At 61.9% G+C, this 25,901-nt stretch carries 28 protein-coding genes; 8 read left to right on the forward strand and 20 right to left on the reverse strand.

The window, feature by feature from the left end; all coding sequences use genetic code 11:
* The 6 genes from ACZ9H3_RS17305 to ubiE form a co-directional block, all read right to left on the reverse strand.
* Positions 1-258 (reverse strand): twin-arginine translocase TatA/TatE family subunit, encoded by a 258-nt coding sequence (locus tag ACZ9H3_RS17305; RefSeq protein ID WP_065761269.1) that lies wholly within the window; start codon positions 256-258, stop codon positions 1-3.
* Positions 259-275: 17 nt separating this feature from the next.
* Entirely contained in the window at positions 276-617 is a 342-nt protein-coding gene (locus tag ACZ9H3_RS17310) for a phosphoribosyl-ATP diphosphatase (RefSeq protein ID WP_065761268.1), read from the reverse strand.
* Between the two features lies 1 nt (position 618).
* Positions 619-1,011, reverse strand: coding sequence for a phosphoribosyl-AMP cyclohydrolase (gene hisI, locus ACZ9H3_RS17315; RefSeq protein WP_065761267.1), 393 nt, complete (start codon positions 1,009-1,011; stop codon positions 619-621).
* A 72-nt stretch (positions 1,012-1,083) separates the two neighbouring features.
* Positions 1,084-2,691: a ubiquinone biosynthesis regulatory protein kinase UbiB gene (gene ubiB / locus ACZ9H3_RS17320; protein ID WP_476221681.1), complete on the reverse strand. Its 1,608-nt coding sequence runs from the start codon at positions 2,689-2,691 to the stop codon at positions 1,084-1,086.
* Entirely contained in the window at positions 2,688-3,311 is a 624-nt protein-coding gene (locus tag ACZ9H3_RS17325) for a ubiquinone biosynthesis accessory factor UbiJ (RefSeq protein ID WP_065761265.1), read from the reverse strand. The genes ubiB and ACZ9H3_RS17325 overlap by 4 nt, the downstream gene beginning before the upstream one ends.
* A complete protein-coding gene (gene ubiE / locus ACZ9H3_RS17330; protein ID WP_065761274.1) occupies positions 3,311-4,081 on the reverse strand; it encodes a bifunctional demethylmenaquinone methyltransferase/2-methoxy-6-polyprenyl-1,4-benzoquinol methylase UbiE in 771 nt (256 codons plus the stop codon). The genes ACZ9H3_RS17325 and ubiE overlap by 1 nt, the downstream gene beginning before the upstream one ends.
* Before the next feature lie 130 nt (positions 4,082-4,211).
* Between ubiE and ACZ9H3_RS17335 the strand changes: the two genes are divergently transcribed.
* From ACZ9H3_RS17335 to ACZ9H3_RS17345, 3 genes are all read left to right on the forward strand, one after another.
* Positions 4,212-4,487, forward strand: a complete 276-nt coding sequence (locus ACZ9H3_RS17335; protein WP_065761264.1) for a polyhydroxyalkanoic acid system family protein — start codon at positions 4,212-4,214, stop codon at positions 4,485-4,487.
* Between the two features lie 187 nt (positions 4,488-4,674).
* Entirely contained in the window at positions 4,675-5,097 is a 423-nt protein-coding gene (locus ACZ9H3_RS17340) for a phasin family protein (protein WP_476221685.1), read from the forward strand.
* Between the two features lie 10 nt (positions 5,098-5,107).
* On the forward strand, positions 5,108-5,863 hold the full coding sequence (locus tag ACZ9H3_RS17345; RefSeq protein WP_476221687.1) for a phasin family protein: 756 nt from the start codon (positions 5,108-5,110) through the stop codon (positions 5,861-5,863).
* 67 nt (positions 5,864-5,930) lie between these two features.
* Here the strand turns inward: ACZ9H3_RS17345 and ACZ9H3_RS17350 are convergent, their stop codons facing one another.
* From ACZ9H3_RS17350 to gshB, 14 genes are all read right to left on the reverse strand, one after another.
* Positions 5,931-6,545 (reverse strand): TetR/AcrR family transcriptional regulator, encoded by a 615-nt coding sequence (locus ACZ9H3_RS17350; RefSeq protein ID WP_065761261.1) that lies wholly within the window; start codon positions 6,543-6,545, stop codon positions 5,931-5,933.
* A gap of 13 nt (positions 6,546-6,558) precedes the next feature.
* Positions 6,559-8,241, reverse strand: coding sequence for a class II poly(R)-hydroxyalkanoic acid synthase (phaC, locus tag ACZ9H3_RS17355; protein WP_476221689.1), 1,683 nt, complete (start codon positions 8,239-8,241; stop codon positions 6,559-6,561).
* 122 nt (positions 8,242-8,363) lie between these two features.
* Positions 8,364-9,215, reverse strand: coding sequence for a poly(3-hydroxyalkanoate) depolymerase (gene phaZ / locus ACZ9H3_RS17360; protein ID WP_065761259.1), 852 nt, complete (start codon positions 9,213-9,215; stop codon positions 8,364-8,366).
* Between the two features lie 61 nt (positions 9,216-9,276).
* Entirely contained in the window at positions 9,277-10,956 is a 1,680-nt protein-coding gene (phaC, locus tag ACZ9H3_RS17365) for a class II poly(R)-hydroxyalkanoic acid synthase (protein WP_454240578.1), read from the reverse strand.
* A gap of 349 nt (positions 10,957-11,305) precedes the next feature.
* Positions 11,306-11,683, reverse strand: coding sequence for a gamma-butyrobetaine hydroxylase family protein (locus ACZ9H3_RS17370; protein WP_065761257.1), 378 nt, complete (start codon positions 11,681-11,683; stop codon positions 11,306-11,308).
* Between the two features lie 45 nt (positions 11,684-11,728).
* Entirely contained in the window at positions 11,729-13,066 is a 1,338-nt protein-coding gene (hslU, locus tag ACZ9H3_RS17375; protein ID WP_099773368.1) for an ATP-dependent protease ATPase subunit HslU, read from the reverse strand.
* A 77-nt stretch (positions 13,067-13,143) separates the two neighbouring features.
* Positions 13,144-13,674, reverse strand: a complete 531-nt coding sequence (gene hslV / locus ACZ9H3_RS17380) for an ATP-dependent protease subunit HslV (protein ID WP_065761255.1) — start codon at positions 13,672-13,674, stop codon at positions 13,144-13,146.
* 237 nt (positions 13,675-13,911) lie between these two features.
* Positions 13,912-15,183 (reverse strand): dihydroorotase, encoded by a 1,272-nt coding sequence (locus tag ACZ9H3_RS17385; protein WP_476221694.1) that lies wholly within the window; start codon positions 15,181-15,183, stop codon positions 13,912-13,914.
* Positions 15,180-16,184, reverse strand: a complete 1,005-nt coding sequence (locus ACZ9H3_RS17390; RefSeq protein WP_065761896.1) for an aspartate carbamoyltransferase catalytic subunit — start codon at positions 16,182-16,184, stop codon at positions 15,180-15,182. The genes ACZ9H3_RS17385 and ACZ9H3_RS17390 overlap by 4 nt, the downstream gene beginning before the upstream one ends.
* Positions 16,185-16,196: 12 nt before the next feature.
* Positions 16,197-16,718: a bifunctional pyr operon transcriptional regulator/uracil phosphoribosyltransferase PyrR gene (gene pyrR, locus ACZ9H3_RS17395; RefSeq protein ID WP_065761897.1), complete on the reverse strand. Its 522-nt coding sequence runs from the start codon at positions 16,716-16,718 to the stop codon at positions 16,197-16,199.
* Between the two features lie 51 nt (positions 16,719-16,769).
* Complete coding sequence (gene ruvX / locus ACZ9H3_RS17400) at positions 16,770-17,210, reverse strand: Holliday junction resolvase RuvX (RefSeq protein ID WP_163935928.1); 441 nt, start codon at positions 17,208-17,210, stop codon at positions 16,770-16,772.
* Positions 17,210-17,779, reverse strand: coding sequence for a YqgE/AlgH family protein (locus tag ACZ9H3_RS17405; protein ID WP_476221697.1), 570 nt, complete (start codon positions 17,777-17,779; stop codon positions 17,210-17,212). Before ACZ9H3_RS17405 ends, ruvX begins: the two co-directional genes overlap by 1 nt.
* Before the next feature lie 52 nt (positions 17,780-17,831).
* On the reverse strand, positions 17,832-18,737 hold the full coding sequence (locus ACZ9H3_RS17410) for a TonB family protein (protein WP_476221699.1): 906 nt from the start codon (positions 18,735-18,737) through the stop codon (positions 17,832-17,834).
* Positions 18,738-18,838: 101 nt separating this feature from the next.
* Complete coding sequence (gene gshB, locus ACZ9H3_RS17415) at positions 18,839-19,792, reverse strand: glutathione synthase (protein WP_065761333.1); 954 nt, start codon at positions 19,790-19,792, stop codon at positions 18,839-18,841.
* 201 nt (positions 19,793-19,993) lie between these two features.
* Here gshB and pilG point away from each other — a divergent pair, with 201 nt between their 5' ends.
* The 5 genes from pilG to ACZ9H3_RS17440 are packed head-to-tail and all read left to right on the forward strand — an operon-like array spanning position 19,994 to position 25,547.
* On the forward strand, positions 19,994-20,404 hold the full coding sequence (gene pilG / locus ACZ9H3_RS17420; protein WP_476221702.1) for a twitching motility response regulator PilG: 411 nt from the start codon (positions 19,994-19,996) through the stop codon (positions 20,402-20,404).
* A 45-nt stretch (positions 20,405-20,449) separates the two neighbouring features.
* Positions 20,450-20,815: a twitching motility response regulator PilH gene (pilH, locus tag ACZ9H3_RS17425; RefSeq protein ID WP_065761330.1), complete on the forward strand. Its 366-nt coding sequence runs from the start codon at positions 20,450-20,452 to the stop codon at positions 20,813-20,815.
* Entirely contained in the window at positions 20,812-21,366 is a 555-nt protein-coding gene (locus ACZ9H3_RS17430) for a chemotaxis protein CheW (RefSeq protein WP_065761329.1), read from the forward strand. The genes pilH and ACZ9H3_RS17430 overlap by 4 nt, the downstream gene beginning before the upstream one ends.
* A 15-nt stretch (positions 21,367-21,381) precedes the next feature.
* Positions 21,382-23,415 carry a methyl-accepting chemotaxis protein gene (locus ACZ9H3_RS17435; RefSeq protein ID WP_065761328.1) on the forward strand — a complete coding sequence of 678 codons (2,034 nt, stop codon included), beginning with the start codon at positions 21,382-21,384 and terminating at the stop codon, positions 23,413-23,415.
* A gap of 20 nt (positions 23,416-23,435) precedes the next feature.
* Entirely contained in the window at positions 23,436-25,547 is a 2,112-nt protein-coding gene (locus ACZ9H3_RS17440; RefSeq protein WP_476221705.1) for an Hpt domain-containing protein, read from the forward strand.
* Positions 25,548-25,901: the final 354 nt, after the last annotated feature.

Here is a 25,901-nt window from a genome sequence, read left to right on the forward strand (position 1 = left end):
TTAGTCCTTCCGGACCGGTTCTTGCCGGACGGGTTCTTCGACCTTGTGTGCCTGGCCGTCGATGGTTTGCGATGAGTGTGCCTGGGTAGGTTGGGCAGGCGCTGCGTCGGCGGGCTTGTCTTCCTCGTTCATGGCCTTGCGAAAGCCCTTGATCGATTCGCCCAGGTCGCTGCCGAAGTTCTTCAGCTTCTTGGTGCCGAACACCAGCACCACGACGACCAACAGTACGATCCAGTGTTTCCAGTCAAAAATACCCATGGTGCACTCCTTCGAATTTATTCAGTCAGATCTGGCTTGCGCGCAGCTTTTTCGGCATGCCCGGACAGGCCAAAGCGACGGTCCAGTTCGTCCAGTACCGCTTGGGGGTGCTGTCCCAACGAGGCCAGCATTACCAGGCTATGGAACCACAGGTCTGCGGTTTCGTAGATGACATCGCTGTAGTCGCCACTGGCAGCAGCATCCTTGGCAGCAATGATAGTCTCGATCGATTCTTCGCCGACCTTTTCCAGGATTTTGTTCAGGCCCTTGTGGTATAGGCTGGCGACGTAGGAGCTGTCGGGTGCTGCGCCTTTGCGCGCCTCCAGCACTTCGGCCAGACGGGTCAGGGTGTCGCTCATGTCAGTGTCCTGCGCTGTAGATGGCTTGTGGATCCTTCAGAACCGGGTCGACGGTTTTCCATTCGCCGTTCTCGAAGACACGATAGAAGCAGCTTTCACGGCCGGTATGGCAGGCGATATGGCCCAACTGCTCGACCATCAGGATGATCACGTCGGCGTCGCAGTCCAGGCGCATTTCGTGCAGTTTTTGCACGTGCCCCGACTCCTCACCCTTACGCCACAGTTTGCCACGCGAACGCGACCAGTAGATGGCACGCTGCTCAGCGGCAGTCAGGGTCAGTGCTTCGCGGTTCATCCAGGCCATCATCAGTACGCGCCCGGTCTTGTGGTCCTGGGCGATCGCCGGTACCAAACCGTCGCTGTTCCAGTTGATCTCGTCCAGCCAGTCTTTCATGAAAAACTCCAAAACCACACTCGATCTTATGTCGAATGTTTTCGCTAGTTTGCCAGCCAGGTGTCTGGCTGGCTATCGACGCACGATCAGGTAGAGCCCGGCGGCGAGCATCAGCCAGGCCGGCCAGGCCGCGGGAGCACTGAGGCTGATGGCACCCGCGGCGAGGGTTGCGCCACCGGCGAGCAGGCCGGCGCCCAAAAGGCGCAGCGCCCAGCTGTCGGTGTTCTGGCGCCGGGCCGTTGATTGCTCGCTGGCATGCGGTTGCGACAGGCGTTCGAGCAGGTCGCGGGCCATACCGGCCAGATGGGGTACCTGTTCAACCTGGTTGTGCAGGTTCTGCAGCAACGATTTCGGGCTGACGCGATCACGCATCCAGCGCTCCAGGAACGGCTGTGCGGTGCTCCACAGGTCTAGCTCGGGGTAGAGCTGACGGCCCAGGCCCTCGATGTTCAGCAGGGTTTTCTGCAGCAGTACCAGCTGAGGCTGGACTTCCATGTTGAAACGCCGGGCCGTCTGGAACAAGCGCATCAGGACCTGGCCGAAGGAGATGTCCTTCAGCGGTTTCTCGAAGATCGGTTCGCACACGGTGCGGATCGCCGCCTCGAACTCGTTCAGCTTGGTGTGCGCAGGCACCCAGCCCGAATCGATATGCAATTGCGCGACGCGGCGGTAGTCACGCTTGAAGAACGCGAACAGGTTGCGCGCCAGGTAGTCCTGGTCCTCGGGGGTCAGGCTGCCGACGATGCCGCAGTCGATGGCGATGTACTTCGGGCTCCACGGCTTCACGGTACTGACGAAGATGTTGCCGGGGTGCATGTCGGCATGGAAGAAACTGTCGCGAAATACCTGGGTAAAGAAGATCTCGACGCCGCGCTCGGCGAGCATCTTCATGTCGGTGCGCTGATCGGCCAGGGTCGCCAGGTCTGTAACCTGAATGCCGTAGATGCGTTCCATGACTAGCACTTTCGGCCGGCACCAGTCCCAGTACACCTGCGGAACGTACATCATTTCCGAACCTTCGAAATTGCGCTTGAGCTGGCTGGCGTTGGCTGCCTCGCGCAACAGGTCGAGTTCGTCGTAGATAGTCTTTTCGTAGTCGCTGACCACTTCCACGGGGTGCAGCAGGCGGGCGTCGGATGAGAGCCGCTCGGCGGCACGGGCAATCAGGAACAGCCAGGCCAGGTCTTGGGCAATGATGGGTTTGAGGCCCGGGCGTACGACCTTGACCACCACTTCTTCGCCACTTTTCAGCTGCGCCGCATGTACCTGGGCCACAGAGGCCGAAGCCAAGGGCTCGACGTCGAAGCGCCTGAACACTTCGCTGATTTTCGCCCCGAGTTGTTCCTCGATCATGGCGATGGCTTTTTGCGGATCGAACGGCGGTACGCGGTCCTGCAGCAACATCAGCTCATCGGCAATGTCTTCGGGCAGCAGGTCGCGGCGGGTCGACAATAACTGACCGAACTTGATGAAGATCGGCCCCAGATCCTGCAACGCCAGGCGCAGGCGTGCGCCACGGCTCAGCGCCACGGGCTTGCGTGGCAGCCAGCGCCACGGCATGACGAAACGCAGCGCCATCAGCCACCAGGGCAACGGCAGGGCGAACAGCAGGTCATCGAGACGGTAGCGGATTACGACGCGCTGGATGCGCAACAGACGGCGGACGGCAAGCAGCTTCATGCGTTATCGCTGGATTCAAGGGATCGGGCAAGGCGCTCAATACGCGCCTCGAGACGTTCTATATCGACTTTGAGTGTGTCGAGCTCGCTGAAGCGCACCTCGGCTTCGCGTTGCCCAACCAGTGTCCGGGCCTCTTCGGCCAGGTACTCGGCGATGTTCTGGTTGAGGCTGGACAGGCCTTGGCGGGTCCACTGGGCGCGGCTGCGCAGGTGACCGCTGATCAGTTGCGTAGCCACCGGCCCGAGCCAGCGGGAGACTTCATACTCCCAGTCCAGTTCAAGGTCTTGTAGCACTGCGACCAGGTCCAGCAGTGCTCCACTGTCACCGTCGAGTTCGACCTCCGGGCTGTGCAGCACGGCGGTCTTGTCCTTGCTCATGGCCAGGCGCATCAGGCTTGAAGCCGGTGCACGCAGGGTGCAGTCGGCGTCGTTTGCCCAATGCGCGGCGAACAGCAGGCCTTCATCGCTGGGCAGGATGAACAACTGCAGCGCTGGCTGGCGACAGTCGATGGCGATCACCTTGCCCTCGAGCCGTGCCAGGCGTGGCAGTGCCGTGCTGTCCAGGCGCAAAACACGGTTGACCCCGTGTTCGACACTGGCGAGAAGGCCGCTCAGCAACATCAGGGTTTGATGCCGCGGTGCAGGGCAACGATGCCGCTGGTCATGTTGTGATAGGTCACGCGGTCAAAACCGGCTTCAACCATCATCGCCTTGAGGGTTTCCTGATCCGGGTGCATGCGGATCGATTCGGCCAGGTAGCGGTAGCTCTCGGCGTCGTTGGTGATCAGCTTGCCCATCAGCGGCATGAAGGCGAACGAATAGGCATCGTAAACCTTGGACATCACCTTGTTGGTCGGCTTGGAGAACTCCAGCACCAGCAGACGGCCACCGGGCTTGAGCACTCGCAGCATGGAGCGCAGGGCGTCTTCCTTGTGGGTGACGTTGCGCAGGCCGAAGGCGATGGTGACGCAGTCGAAATGGTTGTCCGGGAAGGGCAGCTTTTCGGCATCGGCCTGGACGAACTCGACGTTGCCAGCCACACCCAGGTCGAGCAGCCGATCACGCCCGACCTTGAGCATCGAGGCGTTGATGTCGGCCAGTACGACCTGACCGGTCGGGCCGACCAGGTGGGAGAACTTGCGGGTCAAATCGCCGGTACCGCCGGCGATGTCGAGGACGCGGTTACCGCTGCGAACGCCCGACAGTTCAATGGTGAAGCGCTTCCACAGGCGGTGCATGCCGCCGGAAAGCACATCGTTCATCAAGTCATACTTACCCGCCACCGAGTGGAAAACCTCAGCGACCTTTTCCGCCTTCTGGCTTTCCGGCACGCTCTGGTAGCCGAAGTGAGTGGTGGTTTCGGCGTTTTCGCCTTTGCGCTGATCGTTCATATCGCTGTCACCGGAAAAAATTACCGCCATTCTAGGGCGTGCGGCGTGATTTGTCTTGGCGGGCTGTGTCGCAGGAGGGGGGCGGGCTAATATAGGCCGCCAGTATGCCTTCTTAGCCAGGATTGATTGAATGACCCAGATCAGCGTTGAACGTAGACACAGCCTAGGCCGCGAGGCGGCCCGGCAGAAGGCCGAAGCCCTGGTGGAGCGCCTGGCCCGGGAGTATGACCTCAAGGCACAGTGGGAAGGCGACACTGTCCAGGTCAAGCGCAGTGGCGCCAATGGCAGCATTCAGATCGGTGACGACAGCATTCGCGTCGAATTGAAACTGGGGATGATGCTGTCGATGATGGGCGGGACCATCAAGGCTGAAATCGAACGGGCGCTGGACAAGGCCCTGGCCTGACATCTCGGTGCTCTTCGCCTGCAACGCCGGTACCTGTCATCGTCACAGGCGTCGGCTTTGCCGCCAAGGGCGTAGTGCGGTTATCTCGCCTTAGGGTGAGCATTCTAATTTTTCCCCCTACCTTGTGCACAAGCCCCGACCTCGTGGGCAGTTTCTCCATTTCCGCGATCAACGTGAGGTGCAGAGCATGGCCAAGGTTTCCCTGAAGCAAAAAGAGCATACCCAGAGCGGTACGCTGGGTGAGGTGCGCGGCTACGCGCGCAAGATCTGGCTGGCAGGCCTGGGAGCCTATGCCCGGGTCGGGCAGGAAGGTGCCGACTATTTGAAAGAGTTGGTCAAGGCGGGCGAAGGTATCGAAAAACGCGGCAAAAAGCGTATCGACCATGAGCTCGACGCGGCCAACAGCCAGATCGATTCGGTCAAGGATGAGATCAGTGGCGTCAAAGGCAAGGTCGAAGTGCAGCTCGATAAAATCGAGAAGGCATTCGACACGCGCGTCGCCAGCGCCTTGAATCGTATCGGCATTCCGTCTAAACATGACGTGGAGACACTTTCTGCCAAGCTCGATGAGCTGACAGCATTGCTCGAACACGTTGCACGTAAACACTAAGGAGAGCGGGATGGCTGGCAAGAAGAAAGTAGAAAAAGAAGGCAGCTCCTGGGTCGGCGAGGTCGAAAAGTACTCCCGTCAGATCTGGCTGGCAGGCTTGGGCGCTTACTCAAAGATCAGCAACGATGGCAGTAAGTTGTTCGAAACCCTGGTCAAGGATGGCGAGAAAGCCGAGAAGCAGGCCAAGACCCGGGTCGACGAGCAGGTAGATGCTGCAAAGAGTTCGGCAAAGTCCGCGAAATCACGGGTTGGCGATGTGAAGGAGCGGGCGCTGGGCAAGTGGAGCGAGCTCGAAGAAGCCTTCGACAAGCGCCTGAACAGTGCGATTTCGCGTCTGGGGGTGCCTAGCCGCAATGAGGTCAAGGCACTGCATCAGCAGGTCGATACCCTGACCAAGCAGATCGAGAAGCTCACCGGCGCCTCGGTCAAGTCGGTTTCGGCCAAACCTGCTGCGGCCAAACCTGCCACTGCCGCCAAGCCACTGGCCAAGGCCGCGCCGAAAGCCGCTGCCAAATCTACAGCCAAACCCGTAGCCAAGGCTGCAGCGGCTAAACCGGCTGCCAAGCCAGCAGTTGCAAAAGCCGCGGCCAAGCCTGCTGCTGCCAAGCCGCCCGTGGCAAGAAAACCGGCCGTGAAAAAGGCACCGGCGACCAAGCCTGCTGAAACCGTGAACGCCGCTCTGGCCGCCACGCCAGCAGCAAGCGCGGCGCCAGCCCCGGTCAGCGGTACGCCGTCGGCGACCCCGGCATCTACCAGCCAGGCCTGATCGAGGCGGCTGTCGACAAGCGCCCGGCCTGTGTGCCGGGCGTTTTCAGTTCTGGCCGGTGAGGCTGTCAATCGTCCAGATAACGCAGCGCGAGCTGTTCGGCCGCATGCCGTGGCGCAGGCTCAAGGTGCGGTGCGACCAGCATCATCACCTGATAGACGACGATGCCGACCTGGCTGTCGCGAGCCAGGATGCGCTGGTAATCCATCGAGAACAGCAGGGTCAGGGTGATCTGCTCGACCAATTGGCCGAGGGTGCGCGTGTCGCCCTTGATCTGGCCTTGCGCCTTGAGGCTGGACAGCAGGGCGGCGAGGGTGCGCTTGAGCGCGTTGAGCAGGTTGCGGATACCGCGTGCCAGGCGTGGCAGGCGTCCGGCCAGGTTCGACAGGTCCTGGAACAGGAAGCGGTACTGGGCCATGCGTTCGACGATCAGGTGCAGAAACAGCCAGTAGTCCTCGGCATCCAGGCGCAGGTCGACCGGTGGATCGAGCAGCGGCGTCAGTTCTTCCTCGAAACGCTCGAACAGCCCGAGTACCAGGGGCTCCTTGCCATGGAAGTGGTAATACAGGTTGCCCGGGCTGATGCCCATTTCATTGGCGATCTCCAGAGTCGAGACGTTGGGTTCACCCTGTTGGTTGAACAGTTGCAGGGCACACTCAAGGATACGGTCGCGGGTTTTCATCCGTTCTTCTTGTTCAGCGCACCAGCACGTAGGTGCCGGGTGCGGGGTCCATGGGGGGAAAGTTTGGGTTGCCGAGTACATTCAGGGTTTCGCGTTGCGTCCCGGAGCGTTTCTGTATCCATTCCAGCCACGTCGGCCACCAGCTGCCATCGACCTGCTTGGCGTCATAGAACCAGGCGCGTGGGTCACTGCTCAGTTTCGGGTTTTCCATGAACCAGGCCTTGGGATTGCCCGGCGGGTTGATGATGCTCTGGATATGCCCGCTGTTGGCCAGCAGGAAGCGCCGTTCACCGCCGAGCAGCAGGGTCGAGCGATAGACCGCATCCCATGGGGTGATGTGGTCGTTGTCGCCGGCCACGGTGAAGCTGTCGAGCGTAACCTTCTGCAAGTCGATGGGGGTGCCGCACACTTCCAGGCCAGCGGCGTGGGCTAGCGGGTTGTGCTTGTAGAAGTCCAACAGGTCGCCGTGCAGCGCGGCGGGCAGGCGGGTGCTGTCGTTGTTCCAGTAGAGGATATCGAACGCCGGTGGCGACTTGCCCAGCAGGTAATTGTTGATCCAGTAGTTCCAGACCAGATCGTTGGGGCGCATCCAGGCGAACACGCGGGCCATTTCGCGCCCGTCGAGCACACCGTGCTGGTAGGAGCGTCGTTTGGCGGCTTCCAGGGTCTGTTCGTCGATGAACAGGCTGGCCGGGCTGTCGAATTGGCTGTTGAGCAGGCTCACCAGGTAGGTGGCGCTGTGTACCCGACGCAACTGGCGCTTGGCTTGCAAATGGCCCTGTAGCGCGGCCATGGTCAAACCACCTGCGCAGGCCCCCATGAGGTTCACGTCTCGGCTGCCGCTGATGGCTCGGCAGGCGTTGGTGGCTTCTTCCAGGGCCTGCACGTAGCTGGACAGGCCCCACTCACGGTGGCGCGGGTCTGGGTTGCGCCAGCTGATCATGAACACCTGCAGGCCGTTCTTGAGCATGTACTGGACGAAGCTGTTGTGCGGGCTGAGGTCGAAGATATAGAACTTGTTGACCTGGGGCGGCACCACCAGCAAGGGCCGGGCGTACTGTTTCTCGCTTATCGGCTTGTACTGGATCAGCTCCAGCAGTTCGTTGCGAAACACCACGGCGCCGGGTGTGGTGGCCAGTGTCTTGCCGACTTCAAAGGCCTCCCGGTTGACCTGCCGGGGCATCCCGTCATTGTGCCGCAGGTCATCAAGCAGATGGTTCAGGCCACGCAGCAGGCTCAGGCCGCCGGTGTTAAACAGCTCCTTCACCGCAAGCGGGTTGAGCAGTGAGTTGCTCGGGGCCAGGGCATCGTTGATCAGTGAAAACAGGAAGTGCGCACGGGCGCGGTCGTCATGGCTCAGTTGGCTGCCGTCGATCCACTGGCTTGTCTGCTTCTGCCAGCTCAGGTAGGCCTGCAGGCCACGCCGATAAAAAGGGTTTTGGCGCCAGGTCGGATCGTTGAAGCGCTCGTCGCGAGGGCCGGGTTGATGAGGGGTATCGCCCAGCAGCACCCGACCCAACTGTCCGCCCAGAGCCAGCATGTGTTTGGCTGTGTACAGCGGGTGGCGCAAACCATGGCGACTGACGCTACGCAAGGTCGAGATCAAGTCGCGGCCGCGCAATCCGGTGATCGCGTTCTGCGCGTTGATATAAGTGGCGGGGGCCGGTGGTACGCCCTTCGCGGGTCTGTCTTTCATCAGGCAACACTCCGTCGTCAAGCCATCAACACACTCATCCATGCAAGTGCGGCACCAATTGCGCTTCGCGGTTCTGGCGGAGCCTTTCTGCCACGCACGCAAGCGACAGGCCAGGGCACCGCTCAACCGCCAGGTGCAGGCCGAGGATGCATCACGGCCCGCTGGCGCTCCTGCTGGAGGAAATTCATGATGATCGGTGCGACGGCCTCGGCCCGGGTGACAAGGAACAGATGGCCGTCGTCGATTATGTGTAGCTGGGCATTGGGAATTCGCCAGGCCAGCAGGCGCATATTGATCAGTGGGATCAAGGGGTCGTCGTCACCGGCCAGCACCAGGGTTGGCTGCTGGATCTTGTGCAGCCAGTGGATGCTGGTCCAGCCAAGCCCGGCGAACAGTTGCCAGTAATAGCCCAGCTTGCCCGAAGAGCGCACCTTGGCCGCGTGTGACAAGGCCAGGTCCGGGTCGCGGCGAAATGCACCGCCATAAATGTCCGGGGCAATGCGGATGACATGGGAGGGCTGTATGTAGCGCCTCGGGCTGGCCATCAACCACAGTACCTTGGGCTTGCCAGGGACCATGACCGCACCGGCAGCGGTCGCCGCCAGTACCAGTTTCTTGCAGCGTTCCGGGTAGTCATGGGCGAACTGTTGCGCCAGGGCGCCACCCCAGGAAACCCCGATGACATTGACCTGGCCATAGTCCAGGTAATCGAGCATGCGTGCGGTCAGTTTGGCCAGGCCTGGAAAGCGGTACGGGCGGCGCGGGGTGGAGGAGCCGCCGACACCGGGCACGTCAAAGGCGATCACTTCCAGGTCCGGGTCCAGCGCCTGGATGAATGGAAACACCAGTTCCAGGTTGGCCCCAATGCCGTTGAAGATCAGCAAGGGCGTCAAGTGCGATTTGCCGGGGCGAACTGCCGTTCGGATGGATTGACCATCCAGATCGACAGTTCTGAAAACGTACGGTTGCGGCATGCGCGAGCCCCTGTGATGGATAAAGCGCCGCGCCCCTCAGCTGGCCACGGCGGCGGGTGTATCAACGCTCGTGAACGTAGGTGCCCGGTGCGGCTTCGCCTGCGCTATAGGCTTTGCTGCCAAGGCGTGTCGGCGCTTTTTTCAGCGCCCCCGAGCGCTCTGTCAGCCAGTTTTGCCAGTGCAGCCACCAGGAGTCTGGGTGCTTGATGGCGTTTTCCTGCCATTCGCTGGCCTGTGACAACAGCTCACCTCCCGTCAGGTAGCGTGCCTTGGGGTTGCCCGGCGGGTTGAGGATGCTCTGGATATGGCCGCTATTGGACAGCACGAACTCCACGTTGCCGCCGAACAGCTGTGCGGATCTGTAGCAGGACTGCCACGGTGTGATGTGGTCGGCAGTACCGGCGACGTTGTAGATGTCGCTGGTGACTTTCTTCAGGTCGATAGGGGTACCGCACACTTCCAGTGCATCGGCGCGGGTCAATGGGTTGTTCTTGAACATTTCGATCAGGTCGCCGTGAAAGGCGGCTGGCAGGCGCGTGGTGTCGTTGTTCCAGAACAGGATGTCGAACACGGGAGGTTCATTGCCCAGCAGGTAGTTGTTGACCCAGTAGTTCCAGATCAGGTCGTTGGGCCGCATCCAGGCGAATACCTTGGCCATGTCGCGGCCTTCCAGCACGCCGGCCTGGTAGGAGTGTCGCTTGGCGGCTTCCAGGGTCTGCTCGTCGACGAACAGTGCTACCTGATTGTCGAGGGTGGTGTCGAGTACGCTGACCAGCAGGGTCAGGGCATTGACCTTGTTCTCGCCCAGCGCCGCATAATGGCCGAGCAGCGCGGTGCACGTAATCCCACCGGAGCAGGCGCCGAGCATGTTCAGGTCTTTGCAGCCGGTAATCGCCAGCACGGCGTCGACGGCTTCTTTCAGTGCATCAATGTAGGTCGACAGGCCCCATTCGCGTTGAGCCTTGGTCGGGTTTCGCCAACTGACGATAAAGGTCTGCACGTTGGAGCGCAGGCAGAAGCGTGCCAGGCTTTTCTCCGGGCTCAGGTCAAAGACGTAGAACTTGTTGATCTGCGGCGGTACCACCAGCAGCGGGCGTTCAAGCACTTGCTCGGTGGTTGGCTGGTACTGGATCAGCTCCAGTACTTCGTTGCGGAACACCACGGCGCCTTCGGTGGTGCCCAGGTTCTTGCCAACCTCGAAGGCGTCCATGTTGACCTGGCTGGGCATGCCGCCGTTGTTCACCAGATCCTTGGCCAGGTGGGACAAACCATCCAGCAGGCTCTTGCCGCCCGTTTCGAAAAAGCGCTTCACCGCAGCCGGGTTGGCAGCCGTATTGGTCGGGGCCATGGCTTCGGTCATCAGGTTGATGACGAAGTGGCCACGGCTGATGTCCTGTTCCGACAGATTGCTGTCGCCGATCCAGTCGTGCAACTCCTTGCGCCAGGCCAGGTAGGTCTGCAGGTAGCGGCGATACAGGGGGTTCTGGCTCCAGGCCGGGTCGTTGAAGCGACGATCATCGCTCTCCGGTTGCAAGCTGGACTTCCCGAAGAGGACATCCTTGAGTTCCATGCCGAAGTGCGCGACATGCTTGGCACTGTGCAGCGGCTGGCGGATGGCCTGGCGCAGCACCATACGGGCAGAAGTCAGCAAATCCTTACGGCGCAAGCCCACTACAGGGTTTAAGCCCAGGGTGTTTTCCGAGGCTTGGCGCTGCAGGTCATCGTTGTTCTTGTTGCTCATCTACGACGCTCCGTTGTCCTGAGACGAGTACCGGTTTTGGCTGTGGCGGTGGCACAGGAGAGGCCGGTACTACTGCTCGGGTGACCAGTGATAACGAACTGCGTACAGCGTGTCTGGATGAAAACGAAGGCGCGTCGTGCGGGTGGTCTTTGCGTGAGAAGACAGCCTGCGCTCGCTCGCGACTTCGGCATCTCGACTAGAGCCTGCAAAAAAACCGATGCAGGGAACTTGCCAGATCCATTGGTAACCCGACGTTAAGGTGTTGCGCACGCCAGCCATCCATTGGCTGTGCAGAGGCATTCAAGCAGATCAAATTAGAAAATGCGCTCTAAAACACAAGAGTGCCCGATTAGAGCATCAGTTTGATGACAGACTCGGAAGGGTCGCGGGATTTGCCGGCTTTGGCCAGTTCCTCCAGGTACTCGGCCCAGAGCTGTTCCTGGCGCAGGCACAGTTGCTCCAGGTATTCCCAGGTGAACAGACCGCTGTCGTGGCCGTCATCGAAGGTCAGTTTCAGTGCGTACTGGCCGGCCGGTTCGATCGCGCTCAGGCCGACCCCGAGCTTGCCGAATTGCAGGATGGGGGTGCCGTGGCCCTGGACCTCGGCGGAGGGGGAGTGCACGCGCAGGAACTCGGCGGGCAGGTGGTAGACCTCGTTGGGCCCATAGCTGAGGCTCAGGGTCTTGGAGGCTTTGTGCAGGTTGATTGCGGTGGGGAGTCGAGTCATAAGCGATCAGGGCCGCGAACGGCCCTGCCTGTAAGAGGGTGAGGCTTACAGAATATAACGAGACAGGTCTTCGTTCTGCGCCAATTCGCCCAGGTGGCTGTTGACGTAGTCGGCGTCGATCTGGATCGGTGTTTCGCTGTGGGCACTGGCCAGGTCGCCAGCGCTGAACGACACCTCTTCCAGCAGGCGCTCCAGCAGCGTGTGCAGGCGACGGGCACCGATGTTCTCGGTCTTCTCGTTGACCTGCCAGGCGATCTCTGCAAGGCGCTTGATGCCTTCCGGGGTGAACTCGATGTTCAACCCTTCGGTCTTCAGCAGTTCGCGGTACTGTTCGGTCAGCGACGCATGTGGCTCACTGAGAATGCGCTCGAAGTCTTGCGGGCTCAGGGCCTTGAGTTCGACACGAATCGGCAGGCGGCCTTGCAGCTCGGGAACCAGGTCGCTTGGCTTGCTCAGGTGGAACGCACCCGAGGCGATGAACAGGATGTGGTCGGTCTTGACCATGCCCAGCTTGGTGTTCACCGTGCAGCCTTCAATCAGCGGCAGCAGGTCGCGTTGTACGCCCTCACGGGATACATCGGCACCGCCGACGTTGCCACGCTTGGCGACTTTGTCGATTTCGTCGATGAATACGATACCGTGCTGCTCGACGGCTTCCAGGGCCTTTGCCTTGAGTTCTTCTTCGTTGACCAGACGCCCGGCTTCTTCGTCGCGCACCAGCTTCAGGGCTTCCTTGACCTTGAGCTTGCGGCTCTTGCGCTTGCCCTTGCCCATGTTGGCGAACAGGTTCTGCAACTGGTTGGTCATCTCTTCCATGCCCGGCGGCGCAGAAATGTCGACGCCCATCGCCTCGGCGACTTCGATCTCGATTTCCTTGTCGTCCAGTTGGCCTTCACGCAGGCGCTTACGGAACAGCTGACGGGTGTTGGAGTCCTGGCTCGGGGCGGCGTCTTCGTTGAAACCTGTGCGGGCCGGTGGCAGCAGGGCGTCGAGGATGCGCTCTTCGGCGGCGTCCTCTGCGCGATGGCGTACGCGTACCATTTCCTGTTCGCGCAGCAGCTTGATGGCGGCATCGGCCAGGTCGCGGATGATCGACTCGACGTCTCGGCCCACATAGCCGACTTCAGTGAACTTGGTCGCTTCGACCTTGATGAACGGTGCGTTGGCCAGCTTGGCCAGACGCCGGGCGATTTCGGTTTTACCGACGCCGGTCGGGCCGATCATCAGGATGTTCTTCGGGGTCACTTCGACGCGCAGCTCAGCAGGCAGCTGCATCCGGCGCCAGCGGTTGCGCAAGGCAATGGCGACGGCGCGCTTGGCATCGTCCTGGCCGATGATATGGCGGTTGAGTTCGTGGACGATTTCGCGGGGGGTCATGGACATGGTGATAGGTGGTCCTTTAACGATGAGTTCAGCGTGGAAAAGCCCAGCGATGAAATGCTGGGCGCCAGAACAGCTGGTTACTCCGCCAGGTCCTCTTCCTCGATGGTCAGGTTGTGGTTGGTGAACACGCAGATATCGCCGGCGATACCCAGGGCCGTCTCGGTGATTTCGCGGGCCGACAGGTCGGTCTTCATCAGCAGCGCGCGTGCGGCGGCCTGGGCAAAGTTGCCGCCGGAGCCCATGGCAATCAGGCCATCTTCCGGCTCGACCACGTCACCGTTGCCGGTGATGATCAGCGAGGCATCTTTGTTAGCGACCGCGAGCATGGCTTCCAGGCGGCTCAGGGAGCGGTCGGTACGCCACTCCTTGGCCAGTTCGACGGCAGCGCGGATCAAGTGGCCCTGGTGCTTTTCCAGCTGGCCTTCAAAACGCTCGAACAGGGTGAACGCATCGGCGGTGGCGCCGGCGAAGCCAGCGAGTACCTGGCCGTGGTACAGGCGACGAACTTTCTTCGCGTTGCCTTTCATCACGGTGTTGCCGAGTGAAACCTGGCCGTCGCCGCCCATGACGACTTTGCCGTGGCGACGTACTGAAACGATGGTGGTCAAGGGGAGAGTCTCCACGCAGCGGGGCGAAAATGCCGATGCAGACTCATATGGGGGTGATGACGGGTATTTCAACTGCTACGGATGAGCGGTTGTTTTGCAGGCGGGTCTTGCCGGCTTCCCATGTGCCGTCTCAGGCGAGTCGGTCAGGGGGCGCTACGGTCTTACCCTGTCGTTGGCTTAAAAAAGAACCCCCGCTAAAAAGCGGGGGTTCTTCAGCAGCCTGAGGTGTCAGCAGGCTCAGGCTTCGTGGCTGATATGCCCGTCGACCAGGGTGTAACGTACGGCGCCTGGCAGGCAGTGGCCGATGAACGGGCAGTTTTCACCCTTGGAGCGCCATTGTTCGCCCGCGACAGTCGAGGCCTTCGGATCGAACAGCACCAGGTCGGCGGCTGCCCCCACCTTCAGTTCACCAACCGGCAGGCGCAAGGCGTGCGCCGGGCCGCTGGACAGGCGTTGGAGCAGGGTTGGCAGGTCCAGCAGGCCGTCTTCGACCAGCGTCAGGGCCAGCGGCAGCAGCAGTTCGACACTGCTGATACCTGGCTCGGTGGCGCCGAACGGTGCCAGCTTGGCGTCACGTTCGTGAGGCTGGTGATGGCTGGAAATGGCCTGGATTACACCGGATTTCACGGCCTCGCGCAGGCCTTCGCGGTCGGCCCGGGTGCGCAGCGGTGGCTGGACGTGGTAAAGGCTGGAGAAGTCCACCAGCGCTTCATCGGTGAGGATCAACTGGTACAGGGCGACATCGGCGGTCACGGGCAGGCCCCGGGCCTGGGCCTGGGCAATCAGCTCGACGCCGCGGGCACTGGTCAGTTGGCTGAAGTGTGCGCGCACGCCGGTTTGTTCAACCAGCAGCAGGTCACGCGCCAGCGCCACGGTCTCGGCGGTTTCGGGAATACCCGGCAGGCCGAGGAAACTGGCCATTGCGCCTTCATGGGCGAGGCCGCCCTGGGCCAGGTCGCGGTCCTGGGAGTGGAAGATCACCGTCAGGTCGAAGGTGGCGGCGTATTCCAGTGCGCGGCACAGGGTGCGGGTGTTGGCAAAGCCGCTCAGGCCATTGCCGAAGGCCACGCAGCCCGCATCTCGCAGGGCTATCAGTTCGGCCAGTTGCTCGCCTTCCAGGCCTTTGCTCAAGGCGCCGATCGGGAATACTTTGGCATGCCCGGCTTCACGGGCGCGGTCGAGAATCAGCTCGGCGACCGCCGAGGTGTCCAGTATTGGTTTGGTCCGTGGCGGGCAGCACAGGCTGGTGACGCCACCGGCTGCAGCAGCGCGGGTTTCACTGGCAATGGTGCCTTTGCGGCTGTAACCCGGCTCACGCAGTGCGACGCTGAGGTCGACGAGGCCCGGCGCAGCCACCAGGCCTTGGGCATCCAGGCTGCGTGCAGCGTTGAAACCGGCCGGGGCGGCGCCGATGGCAACGATCTTGCCCGCGTCGATGTGCAGGTCGTTGACCTGGTCCAGGCCGCTGACCGGGTCGATGATCCGGGCGCCGAGAATGCTGAGGGTCACTGGGCGTTCTCCTGCTCGAATTGACGTTGTGCGGTCTGGCCACTCATGGCCATGGACAGTACGGCCATGCGCACGGCAATGCCGTAGGTGACCTGATTGAGGATGACCGAGTGGGCACCATCGGCCACGGCCGATTCGATCTCGACCCCACGGTTGATCGGCCCCGGGTGCATGACGATAGCGTCCGGTTTGGCGCCGGCCAGGCGCGCGGTGGTCAGGCCGAACAGGCGGTAGAACTCGCCCTCGCTCGGCAGCAGGCCACCCTGCATGCGCTCACGTTGCAGGCGCAGCATGATCACCACGTCGACGTCTTTCAGGCCTTGCTCCAGGTCGGTGTAGACCTTCACGCCGTACTGCTCGATGCCCACTGGCAGGAGGGTTTTCGGGCCGATCACGCGGATGTCCGGGCAGCCCAGTGTTTTCAGCGCAAGCATGTTCGAGCGGGCGACCCGCGAGTGCAGGATGTCGCCAACGATAGCCACCGAGAGGTTCTCGAAGCTGCCCTTGTGCCGACGGATGGTCAGCATGTCGAGCATGCCCTGGGTCGGGTGTGCGTGACGGCCGTCGCCACCGTTGATGATCGCCACGTCCGGGCACACGTGCTCGGCGATGAAGTGTGCGGCACCGGAGTCGGCATGACGGACCACGAACATGTCGGCCGCCATGGCCTCAAGGTTGCGCAGCGTGTCGAACAGTGTCTCGCCCTTGCTGGTCGAGGAGGTCGACACGTTCAGGGTGATCACGTCCGCCGAGAGTCGCTGGGCAGCCAGCTCGAAGGTGGTACGGGTACGGGTGGAGTTCTCGAAGAACACGTTGCACACGGTTTTACCGCGCAGCAATGGGACCTTTTTCACGGCCCGGGCACCGACTTCCAGGAAGGAGTCGGCGGTATCGAGGATTTCGGTCAGCAGTTCGCGGGGCAAACCGTCGAGCGAGAGAAAGTGGCGCAGCTGGCCCTGATCATTGAGCTGCAGCGGGCGCTTGGCGTCGATTGGCGTCATCGCGGGGGACTCTTAAAGTGCGGAAACGGTGGCGAGGTCCTGGCGCTCTAGGGCGAGCGGGGCGGGGCCGAGCAATTTTACCCGTTCATGGGCAGCCAGGGACAGGGTTGCACCGACCACATTCGGACGGATCGGCAGTTCGCCAGCGTCCAGGTCGAGCAGGCAGACCAGGGTGACACTGGCTGGACGACCGTAATCGAACAGTTCGTTTAGGGCGGCGCGGATGGTACGACCGCTCATCAACACGTCGTCCACCAGCACCAGGTGCTGGCCTTCGATTTCGAAGGGCAGCTCTGACGGGCGCACTTGCGGGTGCAGGCCGTTCTGGCTGAAGTCGTCGCGGTAGAACGATACGTCCAGTGTGCCGAGCGCGGCGTCCTGTTGGCCAAGGGCTTCAAGCAGGGCCTGGGCAACCCATACACCGCCCGTGCGGATGCCAATGTAGCGCGGCTCGGTGATGTTACGGCGGGCCAGATGCGCCTGCAGGTCGCTGGCCATCTGCCGGATCAGTTCGGCGGGATTGGGTAGGCTCATGCTTGCTCCTCAAGAGGCCGGGCGCTAATACGGTCCGGCTTGAATCCGTGATCAGGGTTGCATCAGCCCGGCATTGGCTTCCAGCCACCCTTGCAGCAGCAGGGCGGCGGCAATGGCGTCGACCGGGTTGTCGCGGTAGCTGCCGCGCTGACCGCCACGGGCCATGCGCTCGCCCTTGGCTTCAAAGGTGGTCAGGCGTTCATCGTGGGTATGCACAGGCAGGTTGAAGCGGCCATTCAGGCGGCGGGCGAATTTCTCGGCGCGGGCGCTCATTTCGCTGGGCGTGCCGTCCATGTTCAACGGCAGGCCGACGACAATTGCGTCGGGCTGCCATTCCTTGATCAGTTTTTCCACCTGGGCCCAGTCCGGCACGCCGTTCTGCGCTTTCAGCGTGCACAGTTCGCGGGCTTGCCCGGTGATCATCTGGCCAACGGCCACGCCAATCTGTTTGCTGCCATAGTCAAAACCCAGCAGGAGCCTTGGTGCACTCATCAGGCGTGCCCCGCCTGGCTGGTCAGCAGGCTGAGGTTGATCCCCAGGCTGGCGGCGGCCGCTTCAAGGCGCAGGTCGCTGGCCAGGCCGAAGATGATCTCGGGATCGAATGGGCAATTGAGCCAGGCATTGTCCGCGAGCTCTGCCTCAAGCTGCCCGGCTTCCCAGCCGGCATAACCCAGGGTGATAAGGCTGTTTTGCGGGCCTGTACCGTCGGCAATGGCGAACAGGACGTCCTGCGAGGTGGACAGCGACAAGCCTTCTAGCTCGATGGTTGCCTGGTAGGTCGGGCCGCGGCTGTGAAGCACGAAACCGCGGTCGGTCTGTACCGGGCCACCCATGTAGATGGGGATCTGAAGGCAGCGCGTCGGCGTTTCGGTGTCCGGTCGAAGTTGCTCGAGGATATCGGCCAGGTTCAGTTCCTGTGGCCGGTTGACCACCAGGCCCATGGCGCCGCTCTCGTTGTGTTCGACGATGTAGGTCAGGGTCTGGGCAAAGTTCGGATCGGCCATGTGCGGCATGGCAATCAGAAACTGGTGCTTGAGGTAGGTCGGGGCGATGTTCTTCATGACCCTTAGTGTGGCGTTGAGGCGCCCTACTGACAAGCCTGAGGCACGCCCTTTAATTGCTCGAAAGGCGGTCGCCGCGGGCGAAGCGCCAGGTACGGATGATCTCCAGCCGGTCGATGTCGGCAAGATCCCCGGTGAAGGGCGCAAATGGCGCCGCCAGGCGCACGATACGCTGTGCTGCCTGATCGAGTAGCGGTTGCCCGGAAGACTCCAGTACCAGCACCTCATAGAGCGAGCCGTCGCGGTTGATCGAGACCATCAGGCGCAGGCTGCCATAGATCTGCTGGCGGCGCGCTTCGTCGGGGTAATTGAGGTTGCCAATGCGCTCGACCTTCTTGCGCCATTCCTCTTTGTACCAAGCGCCTTTGTCGCGCATGGTCGAGGCAGCATTGAGCCGATGAATGCGTGGGCGCTTGGCGTAGGCCTGCTGTTCATGGGCCAGTTCGGCCTCAAGGCTGGCGATCTGGCTGGACAGTTCCGAACTGTCGAATTCCGGTGCCGCCACCTTGGGTTTTGGTTGCGGTTTGACTTCCTTGGGCCGGGTTTCGACTTTCTGCGGTTTGGCGGCCTGGGTGGTGACCACGGCCTTGGGCGGTGTCGGCTGCGGCAGCACTTCCTGCCGTGCGGCAGGCGGTGGCGTTACCTTGTTGATCGTGCTGTCCTGGAAGGGCGCCAGTTCAGTGGTCTTGGGCACCGCTTTCTTGTCCAGGGTGCCGCTGCCTTTCTGGTTGTCCTGAGCCAGGAAGTCCGCCTTCTTTGGTGGCGCTTCACTCTTGAAGGTGGCCAGGGTGATTTCCAGGGTCCGCCGAATTTCTTCGGGTTTGGCAAAGGTAAAACTCAGACCCAGGATCAGCGCCAAGTGCAGCAGCGCCGCCAGAAAAAGGGTAAAGCCGAGCCGGTCCGCCGGGCGAACGCGGGGCGGGGCAAAATCGGCGGGGATGTCGGCGGGGAGCGTCATGGGTTATCCAGCAGCCGGGGTGAAACCGGCAAAGCGGGCGGCCAGGTCGAAAAAAGGACCGGCATCATAACCCACTCTGCGTAGTTTCCCTGCCTCGACTGTCAGCGTGCCTTGAGCTTGCGATCAATGGCGTCCATCAACTGCACGCCAATCCGGGTACCGAAGGCGTTATCGATTTCGCGGATGCAGGTCGGGCTGGTGACGTTGATTTCGGTCAGGTGCTCGCCAATCACGTCCAGGCCGACAAACAGCAGGCCTTTCTCGCGCAGGGTTGGGCCGACCTGTGCGGCGATCCAGCGGTCGCGCTCGGTCAACTCGCGGGCTTCGCCACGTCCGCCGGCAGCCAGATTACCGCGTGTTTCGCCGCTGGCCGGAATCCGTGCCAGGCAGTAGGGCACTGGCTCGCCGTCGATCATCAGGATGCGCTTGTCGCCATCCTTGATGGCCGGCAGGTAGGCTTGCGCCATGATCTGCTGGGTGCCATGGGCCGTCAGTGTTTCAAGGATCACCGACAGGTTGGGGTCACCCACGCGGTGGCGGAAAATCGACGCACCGCCCATGCCGTCCAGCGGCTTGAGGATGACGTCACCGTGCTCGGTGGCAAAGTCGCGCAGGATATCCGGGCGGCGGCTGACCACGGTCGCCGGCGTGCAGTGCGGGAACAGGGTGGCGAACAGCTTTTCGTTGCAGTCACGCAGGCTCTGTGGGCGGTTGACCACCAGCACGCCTGCGGCCTCGGCCTGCTCCAGCAGGTAGGTGCTGTAGACGAACTCCATGTCGAAGGGCGGATCCTTGCGCATCAGGATGACGTCCAGGTCGCTCAGGGCGCCGTCGGTTTCCGCTTCCAGGTCGAACCAATGCTCGGGGTCGGCAAACACGCGCAGTGGGCGCATCCGTGCCCGGGCCTGGCCCTCGCGTTGGTAAAGATCCTGCTGCTCCATGTAGAACAGCGACCAGCCGCGTTCCTGGGCGGCCAGCAGCATGGCCAGCGAGCTGTCCTTCTTGTAGGAGATGCGCGCAATGGGGTCCATGACAATCCCGAGGCGAACGCTCATGGGGTATATCCTCTCGGCGGCAACGGGCCGCAGTGGCTCAAATGAAAAGTGGCGTCAGGGTGGCGCCGGCGACGCTGGCGGTCAAGCGGAAAACGCATCGTGGGCGACCCCGGCGCAGGCCGATGGAATGCACCTTGAGAGTGTGCTAAAAAGGCCTGGCATGTGGCCTGCACGGCCCTTCCAGGCGATGGTAGAGCAATTATGGGACAGCCCGAAGCGGCATTGAAGGTGATGGTCATCGACGACTCGAAGACGATTCGTCGTACCGCGCAGATGTTGCTCGGCGAAGCCGGTTGCACCGTCATTACCGCCACTGACGGTTTTGACGCCCTGGCCAAGATTGTCGACCACCGTCCCGATATCATTTTCGTCGATGTGTTGATGCCGCGCCTGGACGGTTACCAGACCTGCGCAGTGATCAAGCACAACAGTATGTTCAAGGATACGCCGGTGGTCATGCTGTCATCCCGTGATGGGCTGTTCGACAAGGCCCGCGGCCGGGTTGTCGGCTCTGATCAGTTTTTGACCAAGCCTTTCAGCAAGGAAGAACTGCTGGACGCGATCAAGGCGCATGTGCCGGGTTTCGCCGCAGAAGCACAACACGCACCCTGATGCTGCGCACCTGGCGCGGCATCCTTTCCTTCGATGGGGAATAGCATGGCCCGAGTTCTGATCGTCGATGATTCGCCGACTGAAATGTACAAACTGACCGGAATGCTCGAAAAACACGGGCATCAGGTGCTCAAGGCTGAAAATGGCGCCGACGGTGTGGCACTGGCGCGCCAGGAAAAACCCGACGCGGTACTGATGGACATCGTCATGCCGGGCATGAACGGCTTCCAGGCGACCCGCCAACTGAGCAAGGACCCTGAGACCAGTGGTATCCCGGTGATTATCGTGACCACCAAGGACCAGGAAACCGACAAGGTCTGGGGCACGCGTCAGGGCGCTCGCGACTACCTGACCAAGCCGGTGGATGAGCAGACCCTGATCAAGACCCTCGACGGCGTACTCAAGGGTTGACCACCCGGCCCAAGGGCGAGTCGCTGACGGCATTTGAACTGCTGTTGGACATCGACCGCCGCTGTCGCCTGTTGGCGGCCGACCTGCCGTTACAGGAGACCCGCCTGCAGAGTTGGAGCGGGATCGGCTTTCGTATCGCTGAACAGTGGTTTGTCGCGCCGATGCAGGAAGTCGCCGAAGTGCTGCAGGAGCCACGCCTCAGCCGTATCCCCGGGGTCAAGCCCTGGGTGCTTGGCGTCGCTAACCTGCGTGGGCGGTTGTTGCCGGTGATGGACCTGTGTGGGTATTTCGGCCTGGCCCAGAGCGGTTTGCGCAAGCAGCGCCGCGTACTGGTGCTGGATCACCAGGAGGTGTTTGCCGGGCTGCTGGTCGATGAAGTTGCCGGTCTGCAGCACTTTCCGCTGCGCAGCCTGGACCTCTCCGTGCCGTCGCCGCTGTTGGCCGGGGCAGGGCCCTTTGTCCAGGGCCACTTTCAACGTGAGCGTTGCTGGGGAATCTTCAGTCCATTTGCCCTGTCGCAGGCAACGGGCTTTCTCGATGTGGCGCTGTAAAGGAATGTCGAACCCGTGACCAAGACCTTTCCCTCGGTACAAGGCTCTCGCAGCAGCGCGCAGATTGCCGTGCTGTTTATCGTGCTGATCCTGTCGATCATCCTGTTGTTCGCCAATTTCGCCTACCTCAATACCCAGGCCAATTACGACAAGCAGTACATCGGGCATGCCGGCGAGTTGCGCGTGTTGTCCCAGCGTATTGCCAAGAACGCCACTGAGGCGGCTGCGGGCAAGGCGCGGGCCTTCAAGTTGTTGAGTGATGCTCGCAATGACTTTGAGCAGCGTTGGGGCTATTTGAAGAAGGGCGATCACGCCACCGGCCTGCCCTCCGCTCCGCCTGCCGTGCGTAGCGAAATGGAGGCCGTGCTGAGTGACTGGGAAAACCTGCGCAAATACACCGATACGATCCTGGCCAGTGAGCAGACCGTATTGTCGCTGCACCAGGTGGCGGCAACCCTGTCCGAGACGGTTCCGCAGTTGCAGGTCGAATACGAGAAGGTCGTGGAGATCCTCCTCAAGAACGGTGCCCCGGCCAGCCAGGTTGCGGTAGCCCAGCGCCAGGCGCTATTGGCCGAACGCATTCTCGGCTCGGTCAATACAGTGCTGGCCGGCGATGACACCTCCGTTCAGGCCGCGGATGCCTTTGGGCGCGATGCGACGCGCTTTGGTCAGGTCCTTGAGGGCATGCTGGCGGGCAACCCGTCGATTCAACTGACCCGTGTTCAAGACCCCGATGCCCGTGCTCGCCTGACTGAAATCGCTGAACTGTTCCAGTTCGTCGCGGGCTCCGTGGACGAAATTCTCGAGACGTCCCCCGAGTTGTTCCGGGTGCGTGAAGCGGCCAGCAACATTTTCAACCTGTCGCAGACGTTGCTCGATGAGGCCTCGCGTCTGGCCAATGGCTTCGAGAACCTGGCCGCAGGGCGCACGCTGGACACCGTTGGCGGCTACGCGTTGGGTCTGCTGGCACTGGCCTCGATCATTCTGATCGGCCTGGTGATGGTGCGTGAAACCCATCGCCAACTGCATGAAACGGCAGAAAAAAATGAGCGCAACCAGCAGGCAATCATGCGCCTGCTGGATGAAATCGAAGACCTGGCCGACGGCGACCTGACCGTCACTGCCTCGGTCACCGAGGACTTTACCGGAGCGATTGCCGACTCGATCAATTACTCGATCGACCAGCTTCGCGACCTGGTGGCGACGATCAACCAAAGTGCCGAGGAAGTTGCCAGCGCGGTGCAGGATACTCAGACCACAGCCCGTCAGTTGGCCAAGGCGTCCGAGCACCAGGCTCAGCAGATCAGTGATGCGTCGATGGCCGTCGGTGACATGGCTGAGTCGATCGATCGGGTTTCGACCCACGCCTATGAGTCGGCCAAAGTGGCGGAGCGGGCGGTGGCGATTGCCAACAAGGGCAACGAGGTGGTTCACAACACCATCCACGGCATGGACAACATCCGTGAGCAGATTCAGGACACCGCCAAGCGCATCAAGCGCCTTGGCGAGTCTTCTCAGGAAATCGGCGATATCGTCAGCCTGATCGATGACATTGCCGATCAGACCAACATTCTTGCGCTCAACGCTGCGATTCAGGCGTCCATGGCCGGTGAGGCTGGACGTGGTTTCGCCGTGGTCGCTGATGAAGTGCAGCGCTTGGCTGAGCGTTCGTCTTCGGCGACACGGCAAATCGAGGCGCTGGTGCGAGCGATTCAGGCCGATACCAACGAAGCGGTGATTTCCATGGAGCAGACCACCGCCGAGGTGGTCCGTGGTGCGCGCCTGGCCCAGGATGCCGGGGTGGCCCTGGCAGAAATCGAAGGGGTGTCGCAGACCTTGGCCGAGCTGATTCTGAGCATCTCCGATGCCGCCCAGCTGCAAACGTCTTCGGCCGGGCAGATCTCCCATACCATGGCGGTGATTCAGCAGATCACCTCGCAAACTTCGTCCGGCTCGACCGCGACGGCCGAGAGCATTGGCAATCTGGCCCGTATGGCCAGTGAAATGCGGCGTTCGGTGTCGGGCTTTACCTTACCGCCGGCTCGCTGACCCTGACTACTGGAGGGCTTATGGTTGATCGTCACGCTACTGTTGCCCTGGTCTGGGTCAATGCCGCCATTGCCGAGTGCCTGGGTGCTGCGCGCAAGGCGCTGGAGCATTTTGCCGCTGAACCGGGGGATATCGAGGTCCTGGCCGACGTTGTCGAGCCGATACATCAGGTTGTGGGTTGTTTGCAGATGCTCGAATTGCAGGGGGCTGTGCTGCTGGCCGAGGAGGTGGAGCAACTAAGTCTGGCCTTGCAGCAACGGCGCGTGGCTGCCCGTGGTGAAGCGCTGGGCGCCTTGTTCCGGGGGCTGGATCAGTTACCCCTGTACCTGGAGCGTCTGCGTGCTGCCGGGCGTGACCTTCCGTTGGTGCTCCTGCCGCTGCTCAACCCATTGCGTACGGCTCGCGGTGCCGAGCCACTGCTGCAACCCCCGTTGAATGATGTGCCGCCGAGCGAGCCTGACGTTGCCCAGGGGCAAGGCAACCTGGAGTTGTCCCTGAGTGGGCTGCGCGACCGCTTGCAGGTCGGCTCGGACCGTGATGCCTTGCGCTCGGTGGTCGCCGCTGTCTGTGAAGACTTGCGATGGGCCAAGGAGCGCCTGGACCTCTTTGTGCGCGGCGACCGTCAGCAGGTCGATGAGCTGGAGGCGCTGCTGGCGCCCTTGCGACAGACGGCCGATACCCTCGCGGTGCTTGGTTTTGGCCAGCCGCGCCGGGTCATCATCGATCAGGTTTCGGTCTTGCAGGGGCTGGCACGCGGGCAGCGCGCCCCGGACGATGCCGTATTGATGGATGTGGCGGGTGCGTTGCTGTATGTCGAGGCGACGCTGGCCGGCATGGTCGGTTCGATTGATTCGCCTGGGCAGGCCCAGCCGCCGGGTGCCGATCTGGCTGAAGTACGCCAAGTGGTCTTTGATGAATCTCATGGGGTGCTGCAGCAAGCCAAGGAACTGATCGCCGATGCCTTGGAGGGCGGTTGGGAGCGCCAGCGCCTGGAGCCACTGCCTGGGTTGTTCACGCAAGTTCGTGGTGCCTTGGCGATGCTCATGCTGCCACGTGCGTCGCGCCTGTTGCGCTACTGTGGCGACTATGTCGAAAGCCGCTTGCTCGGCAGTGAGCAACTGCCGGATGCCAGTGCCCTGGAGCCTTTCGCCGACGCCATCTGCAACCTTGAATGTTACCTGCAGTACCTGAGCGCTGATCCTCAGGCGCAGGTCGAGCGCTTCCTCGAGCAGGCTGAGCGTAGTTTCACGGTGCTGGGGTATGTGCTCGAGTCACCGCGTGTCGAGACGTCGGCACCGGTCGAGGCAGACGTCGCGACAATCGATGATGAGCTTCGCGAGGTGTTTCTCGAAGAGGCCGAGGACGTTCTTCGGCACCTGAATGAGCAGTGGGTTCAGTGGCGCAGTGATACGCGCCTGCGACCGGTGTTGGTCGAGCTGCGTCGAGGCTTTCATACCCTCAAGGGTAGCGGGCGGATGGTGCATGCACTGGTCGTGGCTGAACTGGCGTGGTCGGCAGAACATCTGCTTAACCGCATGCTCGAAGGCCGTGTGGCGCCGGGGGAGCCGGTACTGGCAAGCCTGGAACAGGCGTTGGCGCTGTTTCCAGCGTTACTGGCCGAGTACGCCGAAGGCCGGCCACTGATGAACGAGACGGTGGAGCAGTTATCACTGCACTTGCATGCCTTGGCCATGAACGATGTACCGCAGACCGACAACGCCGAGGCCATTGACCCGCAGTTGCTGGAGATTTTCCGCAATGAAGCGCAGGCCCATTTGGCCAGCCTTGATGCGTTCCTGCAGAGTGCCGATGAGCAACTGCCGCTGCCGGTCAGTGACGACCTGCAACGGGCCCTGCATACCCTCAAAGGCAGCGCGGCAATGGCGGGGGTGGTGCCGATTGCTGAGCTGGCGGCTGCCCTTGACCTGCTCGTACGTGAGTACAAGGCTCATCAATTGGGTGTTGATCTGGACGAGATCTACCTGCTGCAAACCGCTGATGCCTTGTTGCACCGGGGCCTGGAGCAGCTCGACAGCACACCATTGGCACCGATCATGGGTGCCGAGCTGCTGATCGAACAGGTAGATCAGGTGGTGAAGACCGCGTTTGCGGGCCTTGCTGGAGGCGCCTAGTGCAGGCCTGCGGGTCAAGCGTGACCCACAGTTGATTGCCAGCTTCCTGGCGCAGGGCATGGACATTCTGCTTGATGCCGAGTCGTTGCTGCTGCGTTGGCAGGAACACCCCGAGCAGCGTCAGGAGCTGAGCGCCCTGCTCGACGAATTGACCACGCTGGGGCAGAGCGCACACCTGGCGGACCTCTGGCAGGTGGATGAGCTCTGCGAGGCCTTGCTCGATCTCTACGGCGCTGTTGAGGAAAGCAGTGTTGTGGTCAGCCCGCGTTTCTTCGAGGAGGCGCAGCATGCCCATGAGGCGTTGATCGGCATGCTCGACCAGATCGCTGCGGGCCAGGAAGTTCAGGCCAGCCC

It is taken from the genome of Pseudomonas sp. TE3910 (assembly GCF_056279025.1).